This is a genomic window from Pseudomonas putida, assembly GCF_026625125.1.
Classification (GTDB): domain Bacteria; phylum Pseudomonadota; class Gammaproteobacteria; order Pseudomonadales; family Pseudomonadaceae; genus Aquipseudomonas; species Aquipseudomonas putida_X.
In genome coordinates this window covers 2,868,345-2,884,211 of sequence record NZ_CP113097.1, presented here as the reverse complement: position 1 = coordinate 2,884,211, position 15,867 = coordinate 2,868,345, and the positions used below count along the sequence as shown (strand labels likewise).

General features: G+C 57.3%; 14 protein-coding genes. 11 read left to right on the top strand and 3 right to left on the bottom strand.

The annotated features are described in order from the left end of the window. Positions 1-176: 176 nt before the first annotated feature. Positions 177-1,094: a LysR substrate-binding domain-containing protein gene (locus OSW16_RS13280; protein WP_267823806.1), complete on the bottom strand. Its 918-nt coding sequence runs from the start codon at positions 1,092-1,094 to the stop codon at positions 177-179. Between the two features lie 190 nt (positions 1,095-1,284). On the opposite strand from OSW16_RS13280, the gene OSW16_RS13275 reads away from it, so the two are divergent. The 4 genes from OSW16_RS13275 (at position 1,285) to OSW16_RS13260 (ending at position 5,307) form a co-directional block, all read left to right on the top strand. Beyond that, on the top strand, positions 1,285-2,034 hold the full coding sequence (locus tag OSW16_RS13275) for an SDR family NAD(P)-dependent oxidoreductase (protein ID WP_267823804.1): 750 nt from the start codon (positions 1,285-1,287) through the stop codon (positions 2,032-2,034). Between the two features lie 100 nt (positions 2,035-2,134). Continuing rightward, positions 2,135-3,436 carry an MFS transporter gene (locus OSW16_RS13270; protein WP_267823802.1) on the top strand — a complete coding sequence of 434 codons (1,302 nt, stop codon included), beginning with the start codon at positions 2,135-2,137 and terminating at the stop codon, positions 3,434-3,436. A gap of 18 nt (positions 3,437-3,454) precedes the next feature. Continuing rightward, positions 3,455-4,303, top strand: coding sequence for a transketolase (locus tag OSW16_RS13265; protein WP_267823800.1), 849 nt, complete (start codon positions 3,455-3,457; stop codon positions 4,301-4,303). Further along, complete coding sequence (locus OSW16_RS13260) at positions 4,300-5,307, top strand: transketolase family protein (RefSeq protein WP_267823798.1); 1,008 nt, start codon at positions 4,300-4,302, stop codon at positions 5,305-5,307. Before OSW16_RS13265 ends, OSW16_RS13260 begins: the two co-directional genes overlap by 4 nt. A gap of 894 nt (positions 5,308-6,201) precedes the next feature. Here the strand turns inward: OSW16_RS13260 and OSW16_RS13250 are convergent. Next, the gene (locus OSW16_RS13250) at positions 6,202-7,152 is read right to left on the bottom strand and encodes a GlxA family transcriptional regulator (RefSeq protein ID WP_267823795.1); all 951 of its coding nucleotides are present in this window, start codon (positions 7,150-7,152) and stop codon (positions 6,202-6,204) included. Between the two features lie 104 nt (positions 7,153-7,256). On the opposite strand from OSW16_RS13250, the gene OSW16_RS13245 reads away from it, so the two are divergent. From OSW16_RS13245 to OSW16_RS13215, 7 genes are all read left to right on the top strand, one after another. Then, positions 7,257-8,054, top strand: a complete 798-nt coding sequence (locus OSW16_RS13245; RefSeq protein ID WP_267823793.1) for an SDR family NAD(P)-dependent oxidoreductase — start codon at positions 7,257-7,259, stop codon at positions 8,052-8,054. A gap of 23 nt (positions 8,055-8,077) precedes the next feature. Beyond that, the gene (locus OSW16_RS13240; protein ID WP_267823791.1) at positions 8,078-8,599 is read left to right on the top strand and encodes a carboxymuconolactone decarboxylase family protein; all 522 of its coding nucleotides are present in this window, start codon (positions 8,078-8,080) and stop codon (positions 8,597-8,599) included. A 147-nt stretch (positions 8,600-8,746) separates the two neighbouring features. Continuing rightward, the gene (locus OSW16_RS13235; protein WP_267823789.1) at positions 8,747-9,754 is read left to right on the top strand and encodes a zinc-binding alcohol dehydrogenase family protein; all 1,008 of its coding nucleotides are present in this window, start codon (positions 8,747-8,749) and stop codon (positions 9,752-9,754) included. 386 nt (positions 9,755-10,140) lie between these two features. Beyond that, positions 10,141-10,833, top strand: coding sequence for a DUF421 domain-containing protein (locus tag OSW16_RS13230; protein WP_267823787.1), 693 nt, complete (start codon positions 10,141-10,143; stop codon positions 10,831-10,833). 101 nt (positions 10,834-10,934) lie between these two features. Next, a complete protein-coding gene (locus OSW16_RS13225; RefSeq protein WP_267823784.1) occupies positions 10,935-11,438 on the top strand; it encodes a CinA family protein in 504 nt (167 codons plus the stop codon). 243 nt (positions 11,439-11,681) lie between these two features. Continuing rightward, positions 11,682-13,184 (top strand): ATPase domain-containing protein, encoded by a 1,503-nt coding sequence (locus tag OSW16_RS13220; RefSeq protein ID WP_267823782.1) that lies wholly within the window; start codon positions 11,682-11,684, stop codon positions 13,182-13,184. 109 nt (positions 13,185-13,293) lie between these two features. After that, a complete protein-coding gene (locus OSW16_RS13215; RefSeq protein WP_267823779.1) occupies positions 13,294-15,273 on the top strand; it encodes a response regulator in 1,980 nt (659 codons plus the stop codon). 153 nt (positions 15,274-15,426) lie between these two features. Here the strand turns inward: OSW16_RS13215 and OSW16_RS13210 are convergent, their stop codons facing one another. Continuing rightward, a complete protein-coding gene (locus OSW16_RS13210) occupies positions 15,427-15,699 on the bottom strand; it encodes a PepSY domain-containing protein (RefSeq protein ID WP_241806958.1) in 273 nt (90 codons plus the stop codon). Between the last annotated feature and the right edge of the window lie 168 nt (positions 15,700-15,867).

Genomic DNA, 15,867 nt, shown 5'->3' with positions numbered 1-15,867 from the left:
GGCTATGCAGGATGCTTGAATATGCAACACAAGCCAACCGCCTTCCATCCAAGCCATCTATCAGTAAACCGACTGCTCAAGGGGGCCGGCCTGGTAGAACTGGTAACCGCTGACGGTTGATACAGAGGGTCAGCCTCCAGGCGAAGCCGTACTCCGCGTCGACTGGTAGCGCGACTTCAAAACACAAAGTTATGCCCTAGCTCGCTCTCCATCCACTCCAAGAACCGCCTGACGCGCGGAAAGCTTGAGTGAGCTTTAGGAAATACCAAGTGATGCGCTGCCACTGGGGCCGTCAAGCGCTCGGGCGCCACCTCTACCAGCGCTCCGGATGCCAAATATTTCTGGGCCAGCAACGTGCTTTCCAGAGCAAAGCCCAGACCATGACTTGCCGCCTCGAGCGTCATGTACGAGCGATCAAAACTCAACGCGTAGGGATGCTCCGGACGCGCCAGGCCATGCTGAGCGAACCATGCGGGCCACTTTAACAGGGTGGCTTCCGAGAGAATCAGGTCCCGCTCAAAGAGATCCGCAGCCTGAGTCACTGGATACCGGGCAAGCAACGAGGGAGCGGCCAAAACCGCAAACGTTTCGTGGCGGACAGTACGCACCTCATAGCTCGGCCAATTGGGATGCCCGTGACGGATGTCGACGTCGATCTTGTCTCTGCTGAAATGCAACGATTCATAGGAGCAGGAAAGATTGATCTGAATGTCAGGGTGGCTATTGCGAAACGCTTGCAAACGCGGCATCAACCAGAGCAAGCCGAAACTAGGTGATGAATGCAGTCGCAGGCAATCCAGGCTCACATCACTGGCCGCGCGCTCAGTGGCCATCTCCAGGCTATGCAAAAGTCCCGAAACGTCTTTCAGATACTGCTCACCTACCGGAGTCAGTGTCACACCACGTGCTGCCCGAACGAACAACTGACGCCCTATCAGCGCTTCGAGTTTGGCCAATTGGTGACTGACTGCCGACGGTGTCAGGTCCAGCACTTCAGCCGCCCTTGCCAGATTGCCGAACCGAGCGGTTTGCTCGAAGGCCTGAATAGCTCTCAACGGTGGGAGGTCAATGGGGGCACGATCGTCTTGACGCATAGCTGCTCTCACTCGGTTTCCATTGATAACCAGGCCACCTCGGATTCAACCACTGGAAGTGCGGTATGGCGAGAGGTGAATTTTATTCACCTACCAGTGACGTTTACATAATTGCTCGACCAGCTGCAAGGGGACACTCTGAATCATCGATCGCTGAATCGAACCATAAAAACAATCAGAGGAACTCTTCATGCTGCTGCAAGGTAAAGTTGCCATCATCACTGGCGCTGCATCGGAGCGAGGGATCGGTCGAGCTACGGCCATCACCTTCGCTAAACATGGCGCCAAAGTAGTAATCGTGGATCTCGATGAATCCTCGGCACGTAAAGCTGCTGAAACGCTGGGTGAAGGCCATCTCGGGCTGGGAGCCAACGTCGCCGATGAAGCGCAAGTGAAATCCGCGGTGGCGAGCGTTCTTGAACATTTCGGGCGTATCGACGTTCTGGTCAATAACGCGGGGATCACCCAGCCTATCAAGACACTGGATATTCGCCCGTCTGATTACGACAAGGTGCTAGACGTCAGCTTGCGGGGCACCCTCCTCATGTCGCAGGCGGTGATCCCGACCATGCGAGCCCAATCCACAGGCAGCATTGTATGTATGTCGTCGGTTTCCGCGCAGCGCGGGGGCGGCATCTTTGGCGGCCCACACTACAGTGCTGCCAAAGCTGGCGTATTAGGCCTGGGTAAGGCCATGGCCCGAGAGTTTGGCCCTGACCAGATTCGCGTCAACTCCATCACTCCCGGCCTGATACACACCGACATCACAGGTGGCCTCATGCAAGACGAGCGTCGACACGCAATCATCGATGGCATCCCGCTCGGCCGCCTGGGTGCAGCCCAGGACGTGGCCAACGCTGCACTGTTTCTTGCCAGCGACCTGTCGTCCTACCTCACGGGCATCACCCTAGACGTGAATGGCGGGATGCTCATTCATTGAGTTGAAGTACGTGGGTCGTTAACGGCCCGCCCTGTTCTGAATCGATGACCCACTCGGCGTTACAGCCGGGTGGTCTATAAAAACAAGAGATCAGACTGACATGATTACCACAATGCCCCTCGACGCGGCCTCGACCGTGCGTTCGAATGCTTACCGCAAAACGGCCTGGCGGCTCATGCCATTCCTGATGCTGTGCTACCTGTGCGCGTATCTGGATCGGGTGAATGTCGGCTTTGCCAAGCTGCAAATGATGAATGACCTGTCGCTGAGCGAAACCGTTTACGGTTTGGGCGCGGGTATGTTCTTCATTGGTTACTTCCTCTGTGAGGTACCCAGCAATCTGATCCTGCACAAAGTCGGCGCGCGGCGCTGGATTGCAAGAATCATGATTTCCTGGGGCATCATCTCTGCCCTCTTCGCCTTCGTCGAGACCGCCTGGCAGTTCTATGCACTGCGTTTTCTGCTGGGGATCGCCGAAGCAGGCCTGGCCCCCGGACTGCTGCTGTACCTGACTTACTGGTTCCCCTCCTACCGGCGCGCCAGAATGACCGTGCTCTGGTTTGTGGCTATCCCGTTGTCGGGCATGGTCGGCGGCCCGCTGTCAGGCTGGATCATGACTCAGTTCGCGGGTGTTCACGGCTGGGCAGGTTGGCAATGGATGTTCGTGCTGGAAGCCATTCCTACGGTGATCGTCGGACTGCTGGTACTGAGCTACCTCAAAGACGGCGTGCATCAGGCCACTTGGTTAACCGATGAAGAAAAAGCGCTGATCAACAAAGAATTGGCCGAAGACAACAGCCATAAGGTCACTCATGGATCGCCTCGGGAGTTCATCCGTGACAGCCGCCTATGGCTACTGGCATCCATCTACTTCTGCGTTGTCATGGGCCAGTACGCAATCACCTTCTGGCTACCAACCCTCATCCGCAATGCCGGGGTTTCAGATCCACTGCACATCGGCTTGCTGACCAGCCTGCCCTACATGTGCGCCATCGCCGCAATGTTGCTGATGGGACGCAGCGGCGACAAGCATCGCGAACGTCGCTGGCACCTGATTGTGCCCATGCTAGCCGGGGCCGTCAGCCTGACGCTTGCGGCCATGCTCGGGGGCAATCTGCTGCTGTCAGTGCTGAGCCTCTGCGTGGCCGCCGCAGGTGTGCTTTCGGCTTCGTCACTATTCTGGATGCTGCCCACCACGCTGCTGGGTGGGGTCTCTGCGGCGGCAGGCATCGCCGGCATCAACAGTTTTGCCAACCTTGCGGGCTTCTGTTCGCCCTACCTGATCGGCTGGATTACCACCACGACCGGGTCGAGCGCCATCGGCATGTACCTGATCACCGGGGTGCTGTGCATCGGCGCATGCCTGGTGCTGCGTATTCCAGCTGCTTCGGTCAATCGTTAACTACTCGGAGTTATCACCATGGCTGTCAATGCCTCAACTACCGGGCTCTCGGCTTTGGCCGAGCGCGCCTTCAACATTCGCCGCCATGCTCTGCGCATGGGCCAGGTGCAAGGCCAAGGCTACGTCGGCCAAGCGCTTGGGGCTGCCGATCTGCTGGCAGTGTCGTACTTTCACGCTCTGCGCTATCAACCGCACAATCCTGAATGGGAAGAGCGCGACCGTTTTTACCTGTCGATCGGCCACTACGCCATTGCCCTGTATGCAGCGCTGATCGAGGCCCAGGTCATCCCCCTCGATGAACTGGAAACCTACGGGTCGGATGACAGCCGCTTGCCGATGTCAGGCATGGCGGCCTACACGCCTGGCATGGAAATCACCGGCGGCTCCCTCGGCCACGGCCTGGGTATTGCCGTTGGTGCTTGCCTGGGTCTGAAGCGTAAAAAATCCGATTCGTTTGTTTACAACTTGCTGTCCGACGGCGAGCTGAACGAGGGTTCGACCTGGGAAGCTGCAATGTCGGCCTCGCATTGGAAGCTCGATAATCTGATCGCGATCATCGACGTCAATAACCAGCAAGCCGATGGGCACTCGAGTGAAGTCTTGGCCTTCGAGCCCATCGTCGACCGCTGGCAGGCGTTTGGATGGTTCACCCAACGAGTGGACGGTAATGACATCGGGGCATTGGTCACAGCCTTCGATGCAGCACGCAGCCATCAGGGCCAACAACCCCGGGTCATTATCTGCGATACCAAAATGGGTAAAGGCGTCGACTTTCTTGAAAGCCGCGAAAAGACGCATTTCATCCGCGTCGATGAAAACGAATGGGATCTGGCACTGCAAAACCTGAAGGTCGGGAGAACCGTATGAGCCGCGCAAACACAACCGAGACCGGCAAGAAACGACTGACGACATCAGCGATGATTGCCTCTATCGCCGCCGAAGGTCAGGCAACACGATCTGCGCCATTCGGCCATGCACTAGCTGCGCTAGCGGATCAGCGTTCGGATATCGTGGGCCTGTCTGCTGACTTGTCGAAGTACACCGACCTGCATATTTTCGCCAAGGCCCACCCCGATCGCTTCTATCAGATGGGTATGGCTGAGCAGCTACTCATGAGCGCTGCTGCTGGTATGGCGCGTGAAGGCTGCGTGCCGTTTGCAACGACTTACGCTGTTTTCGCTTCACGGCGGGCCTATGACTTTATCTGCATGGCGATCGCCGAAGAAAACCTCAACGTGAAAATCGTCTGCGGGCTGCCCGGCCTTACCACCGGTTATGGGCCAAGCCACCAAGCGACCGACGACCTGGCGATTTTCCGCGCCATGCCGAACCTGATGATTGTCGATCCCTGCGATGCCTTGGAAATCGAACAAGCAGTGCCAGCCATTGCAGAACACCAGGGCCCCGTGTACATGCGCTTGCTGCGCGGCAATGTGCCGCTGGTGCTAGACGAATACGGATACAAGTTCGAGATAGGCAAAGCCAAGACGCTGCGCACTGGCAGGGACGTGCTGATTATCTCAACGGGTCTAATGACCATGCGCTCGCTGGAAGCGGCAGCACAGTTGCAAAAGGACGGGATTGACGTGGCCGTGCTACATGTACCGACCATCAAACCTTTGGATGAACAAGCAATTCTCAGCGAGGCCCGTAAATCCGGGCGCTTGGTGATTACCGCCGAGAACCACTCGATCATTGGCGGCCTTGGCGAAGCGGTCGCAGGCTTGCTGCTGCGCAACGGAGTGGCACCCACCTTCCGTCAAATTGCCCTGCCGGATGCTTTCCTGGATGCAGGAGCACTGCCGACGTTGCATGATCGGTACGGCATCTCTACCGAGGCGGTTTGCGCTCAGATCAAAAGCTGGATGTGACGACTCAAAGGAGGGCAACACAGCCCTCCTCTTTTTCACAAGTCAGAGCGTGGCGGTGCTACCCCAACGAACAAGGTGGGGTGCTGAATGCTCAAGAAGCCACGCTGCTGACCTGAAGCGCCTACCTCGCCGGTGTCAATTCTGACTCCGCTTGCTGCAGCTCAGCTTGGACGTCCGTCCACATCGATACCAACATGGCGATCTTTTCGCGAGAGGCCGTCAGTTCCTGGCCCATCACCGCGAGTAGTACAAATGTTCTCCTCACGCGCTTAGCGAGATATACTGGATGCATCTACAGTGTCTCACTGGAGCGATAGCTCCTCCTGACCGCAAGGACAGGCAAGCCAACGGGCTTCGAGGTTACGCAGAAATCCCATGTGGGTTTCACCGAAGACACGCTCAAGCGGAGAGGTCGCATATGTCACTGAAATCGTCTTTCGCCCTTGTCCTCCGGGCGCTACGCAGTCAGCGCAAAATCACGCAGCGTGACTTTGGTGACACCAGTCGGACGTTTCTTTCTAAGCTGGAGGGGGGCAAAGCCAGCCTGACGTTAGATAAACTCGAGCAGGTCAGTCAGCGGCTAGGGGTGAGCTCACTGACGCTACTGACACTGACCCTGAGCTTGGAATCTGGCCGATCCTCAGCGGAGCTTATCGATGATCTTCGCTTGCAAATAGAGAAACTGGAGCGTGATGGTGGCTTAGCGGGCTTAGAAAAGTCGCCCGCCCCAGTGCCATCCGCTTGGCACCCTATCGGCCTCCGACGCTGATGCTCGTGAGCTTCCCTCGCGCTGACCACGGGGCTCACATGCAGCAGCCTGAGGCGGCGGCCAGTCACATCGCTGCGTTCATCTCGGCCTGGGCTACCTGAGGGCCCCCGGCGGCCCCTCCTCCCTCATCCGGTTACCACTCGCCTGGCATCCCTACGTACTGCCTGAGGCGGAACGCCAAGCCCACGAATGAACACTTCCCGCATATGTCGGCGATCCCTGAACCCCGTTTCTCTGGCCACTACATCCAAGCTGTGCCGGCTCTGCTCGATCATCAACCGGGCAGCTTCCAGGCGCAGACTTTCTACGGCTTTGGCCGGTGACTGTCCGGTTTCTGCGGTAAAGACCCGGGTGAACTGCCTGGGGCTCAAATGCGCTACTTCAGCAAGCTCCTCAACGCTGAGTGGCCGGCCAAGATGCTTGCGTGCGTAATCCAAGGCGCTCTGGATGCGGTCAGACTTAGGGGAAAGCGTCAGCAGTTCGGAATGCTGGGATTGCCCACCGGAGCGGCGCTGATGCATGACCAGTTTCCGCGCCACCGACCGGGCCAGCTCAGTGCCGTGATCCTTTTCGACCATCCCCAATGCCATGTCCAGAGCGGCTGTCATGCCCGCAGATGTCCATATCGGCCCATCCACGATGAAAATCCGGTCTTCTTCGACCTCGATTTTCGGGTACAACTCACGAAGCTTATTGGCATAGGCCCAATGTGTCGTTGCCCGCCGATTGTCCAGGACACCTGCCTGCGCCAACACGAAGCAGCCCGTACACAGGCCTGCAGTGCGCCGCGCACCGTCCACAAAACCTCGCACACTGGCAAGTACCTCTTCACTCGGCGGCGTCAGTGGCGTAAACGTCCCGGTAATCATCCAGGTGTCGGCCAAGCCAGGCGCACCCAAGGGAAGCGTATCCATGTACATCCCCAGCGAGGAGCGCACCGTTCCGCCCTTTATGGAAAAATTCTGGATCTTGTAAGCCGTTTCGCCGGCAACGATATTGGCAAACTCGAAGACAGATTGCGTGGCCAAAGACATGACCTGGAAACCTTCGGTTATCAGATAGCCGACCCGGTGCATCGAATGACTCCCTACGCGATGTCCTAAAAACGTATCTTATGCGTCATTTAAGCCGAAAGCGACGTTCTGCATCATGGCTTCACACCAAACAATGGAGCATGACCATGACGCAGCAATCCAAAGGCACCGCGCTCATCACCGGCGCTTCCACCGGGATCGGCTCGATCTACGCAGAGCGTTTGGCCCGCCGTGGCTACGACCTCGTACTGGTGGCCCGCAACCGGGAACGTCTCAACGCCCTGGCCAGCCGTATTACCAGCGAGACCCAGCGAAATGTGGAGGTTATTCCGGCAGACCTTTCCAACGCCGCTGACCTGGTTAAGGTTGAACGCCAACTTCGTGAGGACGCCAGCATAAGCCTGCTGGTAAACAATGCGGGAATCGGCACTCACACAAGCCTGATGGAGAGTGATGTCGAACGCATGGCCGAAATGATCAGCCTCAACGTCACCGCCTTGACCCGCCTGACCTACGCTGCCGTTCCAGGTTTCATCGCCCGCCAGCAAGGCGCCGTCATCAACATCTCGTCCATCGCAGGCCTTGCGCCAGAGCTGCTCAACGGTGTCTACGGTGGCAGCAAGGCCTACGTGACCGCCTTCAGCCAATCCCTGCACAAGGAGCTTGCAGACAAAGGCATCAAGATCCAGGCGGTGCTGCCAGGAGCCACTGCGACCGACTTCTGGCAGATCGGCGGCCTGCCTGTCGAGAACCTCGACCCCGGCATCGTCATGTCCGCTCATGATCTGGTCGACGGTGCTCTGCAGGATTTCGACAACGACGTGCTGATCTCCATCCCTTCGCTGCATGACTTGCACGCTTTCCAACACTACGAAGCCAGCCGGCAGGCGTTGTTCAGCCAGTTGTCGAGTAACCAGCTCGCGCCGCGTTACAACGCCAAGTGATCATCAGCACAGGAAGCTGAATCATGACTCGAATCAATGCGCTGACCCTCGACCAGGCGCCTGCAGCAGCGCGTAGTGCCCTGCAGGGTGTGGAGAAAGGCTTGGGCTTTATCCCGAACGCGTTCGCCACCCTCGCCCATTCGCCGGCAGCCCTCGCTGGCTATCTGGCGCTCTCGCAAGCCCTTAACAAGAACAGCCTCAGCCCTGCCGAGCGTGAAGTAGCGGCGCTGGCTGCATCAGCGGTGAATGGCTGTGACTACTGCATCGCCGCCCACAGTTTCTTCGGCGAAAAAGCAGGTTTGGATGCTGGTGCGCTGCTGGCTGCTCGTGCCGGCACTCTCGATGGCGTTGCTGCGTTCGCCAGAGCGGTGACGCTAAGCCGAGGCCAGGTCAGCGAGGTGCAACTGGCGGCAGCACGGGAAGCAGGGCTGGATGATACGAAAATCGTGGATGTCATCGCCCAAGTCTCCCTCCTGACGCTGACCAACTACCTCAACAATGTGGCGATGACGGACATCGACTTCCCACCTACCGACAACCAATGAACTGCGCGAGGCGTCCAGGCACCGGTCGCCAGCGCCTCCCGCTAGTTTCATTACACGCGAGAACGCCTTGCTGCTTTGAGGCTGATTTTCGAATTAATCAAAGACAATACCCTGTGCCAACTTTTGATTCTTATTAGAGGTAGCGCCATGAAGGCTGTCGTTTACACGCAACCCGGATTACCTATTCACGACGCTCAGTCTCTGTATGACGCGGAGCTCACGAAGCCAAAACCCGGCGCACGCGACCTGCTCGTCGAGGTCAGGGCGATTGCCGTCAATCCCGTCGATACCAAGGTTCGCGCCAGCCGTGGTACAGAGCAACCACACGTTCTCGGCTGGGATGCTGTCGGTGTGGTCCGCGAGACTGGCCCAGAGGTAACGCTCTTCAGGCCTGGGGATGAAGTGTTCTACGCCGGTGCCCTAGATCGACCAGGCAGCTATAGCGAGTTTCATGTGGTGGACGAGCGAATCGTCGGGCACAAGCCTAAGAACTTGGACGACGCCAGTGCCGCCGCCCTGCCGCTGACGTCGATCACCGCGTGGGAGTTGCTGTTCGACCGTTTGGCCGTCGAAGAACATGGCGGCAAAGGTCAACGTCTCCTGGTGGTCGGGGCAGCAGGCGGAGTGGGCTCGATCCTGGTTCAGCTGGCAAGGAAGCTGACGCAGCTGACAGTCATAGGCACTGCCTCAAGACCTGAGACTCAAGCCTGGGTCAAAGAACTGGGACCCCATCATGTCATTGATCACTCTGAGTCGATCCCGCTTCAGTTGGCAGAGCTCAAGCTCGAACCCATTGATCACGTGATCAGCCTGACCCACACCGACACTTACCTGCCGCAATTGGTGGAAGTGCTTCGCCCCCAAGGCAAGCTCGCACTGATTGATGATCCGGCACAGCTGGATGTCATGCCGCTCAAGCGCAAATCGCTGTCACTACACTGGGAACTCATGTTCACCCGCTCGCTGTACAAGACCGAGGACATGATCAAACAGCACCAACTGCTCGAGCGTGTTTCCCAGCTGGTTGACGAGGGCACACTGAAGACGACTGTCGGAGAGCATTTCGGAAGCATTTGTGCCGAAAATCTCAAGCGAGCCCACGCGTTGATTGAAAGTGGTGAAGCCAGGGGCAAAGTTGTCCTGGAAGGTTTCTGATCATTGCTCGAATGAAAGCCCGCGTTAACGTGGGCTAACCTGAAAGCACCGCTGCTCAGTGACATCGCACCGGTAGGCGCGAATTGGAGGAAGCGCCAGCACTCCAACCCACAGGATTGCCCTGAAGTGCGGCTTCTACGCCCAGCCGCGTTTCTGCCGGACGTTTATGAGATCCGAAGGGATTACGCCTCAAGCATGGAAGCGGTTTGTCCAAGCTGAGGGGCATCGCTGGTCTCGAGTTAGCGAAATCCCTATGGCGGGAGCATCCTGCTTTTCCAATGATCATCCTCTCAGGCCATGTCGCCATATGGCGTCACCTCGTGAACTAGCGTCGAATTTAGCCGGTCAATCTTTAACCGGCGATTGCGACATATGGGACAAACCCAATGGTTTCGTTTGATCTGCACAGGATGCTCATTGGCGAACTCCCGCCGACCTTTCTGTTGGAGGTCGCCCTGCGCGTTTCAGCGGCTTTCTTGGCCGTGTTCTTCTTTTTGAAATTCAGTGGTCGACGTGGAATCAGGCAACTGTCTCGATTCGAGCTTGTGGTGATCCTGACCCTGGGCTCAGCCGCCGGTGATGTCACCTTTTACGAAGATGTACCTTTACTCCCCGTCGGATTGGTGTTCCTGACGCTCCTGATGCTCTATCGCGGAACCATCTCCTTGATGAGGCGCAGCAGAACATGCGAAGCCTGGATCGATGGGCTACCCATCACGGTAGTAAAGGACGGGATGTACGAAATTCATTCGCTGCAGAATTTGAACATCTCGTCCAACGAATTGTTCATGGAACTGCGACAACAAGGTGTGGAGCATCTCGGCCAGGTTCGACTCGGTTTATTGGAAACCGATGGCGATCTCAGTCTGTATTTCTACGGGCCTGATGACACCCGGCCAGGGCTTTCAGTGCTGCCAGTCGAACATCGTCCTGAGTACCAGGCGCCGCCGAACGCCGGCCTGCACTGTTGCGTGAGTTGCGGCTTCACGACCTTCCATGAACCCGTGGACTCAGTCGTGTGTGAACGCTGCGGTCATAACGTCTGGTCACCTGCCCTTGGTACCTTACGCACCCGTTAAGGCTCCAGCCACTGACGTGGGACACGTCGGACGTAAATTGCGATGAACCAAAACCTGATGGGTTGCGTCCACCGCAAAAGAACAAGCGAGTCGATTCTTCAATGGCAAGCGACCCTGTACTGGCCGCCCTCGGCTATCTCAAAGACAATCAGTTAGTCCTGACGACTGCGGAGTCGTGCACGGCAGGTTGCATGGTGGCCCTCCTAGCAGGGGTACCCGGTGCCGGGGAGGTAGTGGAGAGTGGTTATGTCGTTTACTCACCCAGTGCGAAGCAGCGCTTGCTCGGCGTAAGCGCCGAAACTATCGAGCGCTATGGCCTCACCAGCGAAGCAGTCGCGTGGGAAATGGCCTTGGGCGCATTGAGAGGCAGCGATGCCAATGTGGTGATCGCCACCACTGGCGTGGCTGGGCCACTACCTGAATCTAGCGTACCACCAGGCACCGTGTGCTTCGCTTGGGCATTCGCCGGCGAGCCGGTAGCCGTGTTTACACGAACTCAGCGCTTCTTTGGTGAACGCGCCGACGTGATGCGTCAGGGCGCACTTTTTGGACTCACCCGACTTTCCCATTATCACCAGCGATGGCTGCGAGGCGAGCGCGCCTGACTGTTTCTTTCATTGGCGCATCAGTCAAGAACTACGATGACCATCCGATTCAAGCAGCCTACGCTTGATGAACCTTTGGTGGCACCCTGCGATCAATCATCAATATCACTGCGGAGTATCGCGCGAATCTGCAGCGCCAATACCTTATGCAGTGAAGGCGCGTTTGCTAGATTCAGCGAATACGCCGGCAGTCTTGACGCCCACTGCCCCAAGCAGGGCCACCCAGTTCAGGAATGAAAATGAATGCCCCATAAGATATCCGCAACGCTATCTGTTGGTAACGAAGGATTGGATCTGATCCTCAAAGGCGGGCTGCCGGTGCATAGGCTCTACTTGGTAGAGGGCACGCCAGGAGCTGGCAAGACGACATTGGGGCTTCAGTTCCTGTTGAGTGGTGTGACCAACCAGGAGCCGGTGCTGTACGTCACCCTCTCCGAGACTGCGGATGAACTTGAGAGTGTTGCCAGGTCACATGGATGGAGCCTGGACGGCATCGAGGTGTTCGAGCTGTCCCAGACGGACGAGATTTTCGGCGAGGCCGCAGAGCAGACCATTCTTCATCCGTGGGAAGCTGAGCTCGGAAACACTATCAAGCTTATACAGCAGCGCGTGGAGCAGTCCAAGCCCACTCGGGTAGTGTTCGATAGCCTTTCTGAGATGAGGCTGCTGGCACAAGACCCCCTTCGATACCGCCGCCAGGTACTGGCACTGAAACAGTATTTTGCGGGACGAAACATCACAGTCTTGCTGGTGGACGACCTGACTACATCCCATGGTGAGCATGACAACCATCTCCATAGCATCTGCCATGGGGTGATCACGCTGGAGCGACTAACGCTTGATTTCGGCGCGGCTCGGCGGCGGTTGCAGGTTCAAAAGCTGAGGGGTGTCGACTTCGTTGCCGGCTATCACGACTTCGTGATCGTAAAGGGAGGATTGCATGTCTTCCCGCGGATGATGGCGGGAGGACAACATTCGGCCTTCGAGCTTGAACCTGTGGGCAGTGGCGTGGCAGCGCTTGACCGTTTGCTTGCTGGAGGCCCTCTCAGAGGCACAAGCACGCTGATCACCGGGCCTGCGGGGTCGGGCAAGACCACGGTGGCATTCGCCTATGTGGCTGCGGCATGTGAGCGTGGTGAGTGCTGCACCGTCTATGAATTCGATGAGCGGGTCGGCACGCTGTTGAGAAGAGCCGAGGCTATGGGCTTCGCGCTTCAAAAATACATCGCCAGCGGTCTATTGAATGTGCAGCAAATCAACCCTGCCGAGATTTCGCCAGGCGAATTCTCATGGCGAGTCCGTACTCAGGTAGAGGCCAGGAATGCCCGGGTGATCGTGATCGATAGCCTAAACGGCTACTTGGCGGCGATGCCACAGGAGCAACAGCTGATACTTCAGATGCACGAAATGCTGTCCTATCTCGCCCAGCATGGTGTGGCAACGTTCCTGATCAACGCTCAAAGCGGACTGATCGGCACGATGACAACCACCCTCAATATCTCTTACGTCGCGGACACGGTCATCCTCATACGGTTTTTTGAGGCTCAAGGCCGTCTGCGCAAAGCGATCTCTGTCCTGAAAAACCGTGGTGGCGCCCACGAAGATGCTATTCGCGAACTGAATATAGATAGCCAAGGCGTCCGTGTTGGTGAGCCCCTGACCAAGTTCAAGGGCGTGCTGACCGGAACTCCCGAATATTTTGGTAGCCAAGAACCCTTGCTGGAAGGCCGCCCCTTTGGACGTTAGCCGCCGATCTCAAGAACGGTCGTTGCTGGTGGTCGCGCCATTCCGAGGCGATGCGGCTGTGCTCCAGCGTGTTGCGGGCACACTTTACCGAGTACAGGCATATTGTGACTTGAGCGCTCTGGCAAAAAACATTGGTGATGAGACAGGCATCATCCTGATCACCGAAGAGGCCTTGAGCGGAGACATCGCAGACCTCGGAAAGGCGTTAGCGAATCAGTCTTCCTGGTCCGACATTCCGATTTTGCTGCTGACCTCCAATCGAAACCGCGCCGGGAAAGACAATGATGAAGTTCGCAGGCGCCTTCCCTCCAGTGCCTCCAACGTAGTAGTACTGGAACGCCCGATGAGCTCCTCTGCCTTGATGAGCGCCATTGCTGCGGCATGGCGATCTCGAGCACGCCAATTCGACATGCGCGATCGTGTTGCGGAATTGGGAATTGAGCGAGAACGGCTTCGTATCCTGCTGGAGAATGTGCCTGTTGGCATCAGCTTCGTCGACGCCTTTGGTGTGTCGCTGATCAGCAATCCGCTTTATAACCAATATGTCCCGGATCGAGTTATTCCCTCCAAGGTTATCAATGGCCGGGAGCAATGGGTCTCGATAAGCGCTGATGGCCAGCCAGTCACGCCAGAATCATTCCCCGGTGCACGCGCCTTGAGAGGCGAAGTTGTCGACGGCATGGTGTTCCAGCACAAGCCTGCCGGTCAAAACGAGGCCTGGATCCGGGTCAGCGCTGTTCCGCTTTGGGGAGCCCATGGCACGATCATGGGGGCAGCCATTGTGATTGTTGACGTCACCGACCAGAAGCAGTCAGAGCTGACGCTTCGTGGGTTTAATGAAGCATTGGAAGAGCAGGTAGCTGGCCGCACCCAAGCGCTTGCCCTGGCTGTCGAGCAACTCCACCGGGAAAGCAGAGAGCGGGAGCGAGCGGAAGATCAACTGCGACAATCCCTGAAAATGGAGGCCGTTGGACAACTCACTGGCGGAATTGCCCATGACTTCAACAACATGCTGACGGGGATTATAAGCGCTCTCGACCTGCTTCGATTGAGGCTCAAAAAGGGCAACCTAGACGCACTGGACCGCTATATCGATGCGGCTCAAACCTCTGCAAAACGCGCAGCGTCCCTCACGGAACGCTTACTCGCGTTCTCCCGCAGGCAATCGCTGGATACAAGACCGCTATCAGCCAACGACCTCATCGTCAGCCTGTACGACCTCCTGAAGCGCTCGGCGACCGAGCAGATCAGGGTATTGATGAAACTCGGCGACCACCTCCCCTACGCCATGGCGGATGCCAACCAACTGGAAAACGCGATACTCAATCTGGTCATCAATGCCCGCGATGCTATGCCGGATGGGGGAACGATCACAGTATCGACACGCGAAGTGACCGTCGCGCAGGCGTCCTCAGAAGCCGATGAGCTCGCAGCCGGGCAGTATATCCGGATTGATGTGGAGGATACCGGGACGGGGATCAGCGCTGATCTGCTGCCAAAAGTGATTGAACCATTCTTCACCACTAAGCCTATCGGCCAGGGTACGGGCCTGGGGCTTTCGATGGTGTATGGCTTTGCCAAGCAAAGCCGCGGGAAAATGGAGATATCGAGTATTCCAGGTAAAGGAACCACGATCTCCTTGTACCTCCCAACCGCTGACCTCCAGCTTCATCAGCCTGTTGAAACACCCCATGCAGCGAATCACGGAACCGGACAGATAGTGCTGCTGGTTGAAGATGATCAGTCAGTCCGGATGCTGAATCAGGAGGTGCTCACCGAGTTGGGCTATGAGATTTTCGTTGCCAGCGATGGCGAAGAGGCATTGCACGTGCTCAAGACCCTGGAGAGTGTCGACATTTTGGTCACCGACGTGGGGCTCCCAGGCATGAACGGTAGACAATTGGCGGAGATCGTGCAGCAGAGGTATCCCAATCTCCCAGTGCTCTTCCTGACAGGTTATGCCCAGGCTGCATCTGACAGAGAGGCGTTTCTAGGCCCCTGCATGAGGTTACTGACCAAACCCTTCACGCTACAAGCGCTCGCTGAAAATGTAAGTTTGATGCTGGAGCCGAACACCAGGGATAACTAAGTCTCACGACGCCGCCCCTCTACCGCAGGGGGAGCCAGCAGCTAGCTAAGGTCTGTGGATCTACCCAGCAATGGCTTCGTTGGAGATCTGAGATATCTTCCTAAGATTGGAAAAGCCCGCCTTATAGCGCGGGCTCCTCCATATGCCGGATGATCAGTTATCCAGCGCGTCTTTGATGATCTTGCCGTCGTGCGGGTCAACCTGGAACTCATACTGCTTGCCGTCAGCTTTCATGCCCTCACCTTCCCAATGACCATCATCGGCCTCGATCTTGGTGATCTGCGTGTAGCCGGCGCCCTTCAACGTGGCCTCAGCCTGATCCTTGGTCACCTTCCAATCAGCGCCGGGCTGGTCGGCCCATGCTGCAGAGCTTGCCAGTGCGCCAACCATGGCGAGGCCAGTGAACACTCGAGTCATCGCTTTCATGCTACCTTCCTTTTTCGTGACAGTTACCGTTCCGACCCCCGCGCTGCTCTCGGCGTTCAGTTTGTGTGGGGGCTGTACTGAAACTGAGGCATCATCAGCGTGCACGAGCTCCGGCAGAGGCTCGTGCACGCAAGGCAAATGAGGATGCTGTGCACTGGGTGCCACAGC

What these genes read in the sequence shown, in the direction of transcription:
- OSW16_RS13280 (WP_267823806.1), bottom strand. Translation starts at nt 1,094, where the DNA reads ATGCGTCAAGACGATCGTGCCCCCATTGACCTCCCACCGTTGAGAGCT.
- OSW16_RS13275 (WP_267823804.1), top strand. Translation starts at nt 1,285, where the DNA reads ATGCTGCTGCAAGGTAAAGTTGCCATCATCACTGGCGCTGCATCGGAG.
- OSW16_RS13270 (WP_267823802.1), top strand. Translation starts at nt 2,135, where the DNA reads ATGATTACCACAATGCCCCTCGACGCGGCCTCGACCGTGCGTTCGAAT.
- OSW16_RS13265 (WP_267823800.1), top strand. Translation starts at nt 3,455, where the DNA reads ATGGCTGTCAATGCCTCAACTACCGGGCTCTCGGCTTTGGCCGAGCGC.
- OSW16_RS13260 (WP_267823798.1), top strand. Translation starts at nt 4,300, where the DNA reads ATGAGCCGCGCAAACACAACCGAGACCGGCAAGAAACGACTGACGACA.
- OSW16_RS13250 (WP_267823795.1), bottom strand. Translation starts at nt 7,152, where the DNA reads ATGCACCGGGTCGGCTATCTGATAACCGAAGGTTTCCAGGTCATGTCT.
- OSW16_RS13245 (WP_267823793.1), top strand. Translation starts at nt 7,257, where the DNA reads ATGACGCAGCAATCCAAAGGCACCGCGCTCATCACCGGCGCTTCCACC.
- OSW16_RS13240 (WP_267823791.1), top strand. Translation starts at nt 8,078, where the DNA reads ATGACTCGAATCAATGCGCTGACCCTCGACCAGGCGCCTGCAGCAGCG.
- OSW16_RS13235 (WP_267823789.1), top strand. Translation starts at nt 8,747, where the DNA reads ATGAAGGCTGTCGTTTACACGCAACCCGGATTACCTATTCACGACGCT.
- OSW16_RS13230 (WP_267823787.1), top strand. Translation starts at nt 10,141, where the DNA reads ATGGTTTCGTTTGATCTGCACAGGATGCTCATTGGCGAACTCCCGCCG.
- OSW16_RS13225 (WP_267823784.1), top strand. Translation starts at nt 10,935, where the DNA reads ATGGCAAGCGACCCTGTACTGGCCGCCCTCGGCTATCTCAAAGACAAT.
- OSW16_RS13220 (WP_267823782.1), top strand. Translation starts at nt 11,682, where the DNA reads ATGCCCCATAAGATATCCGCAACGCTATCTGTTGGTAACGAAGGATTG.
- OSW16_RS13210 (WP_241806958.1), bottom strand. Translation starts at nt 15,699, where the DNA reads ATGAAAGCGATGACTCGAGTGTTCACTGGCCTCGCCATGGTTGGCGCA.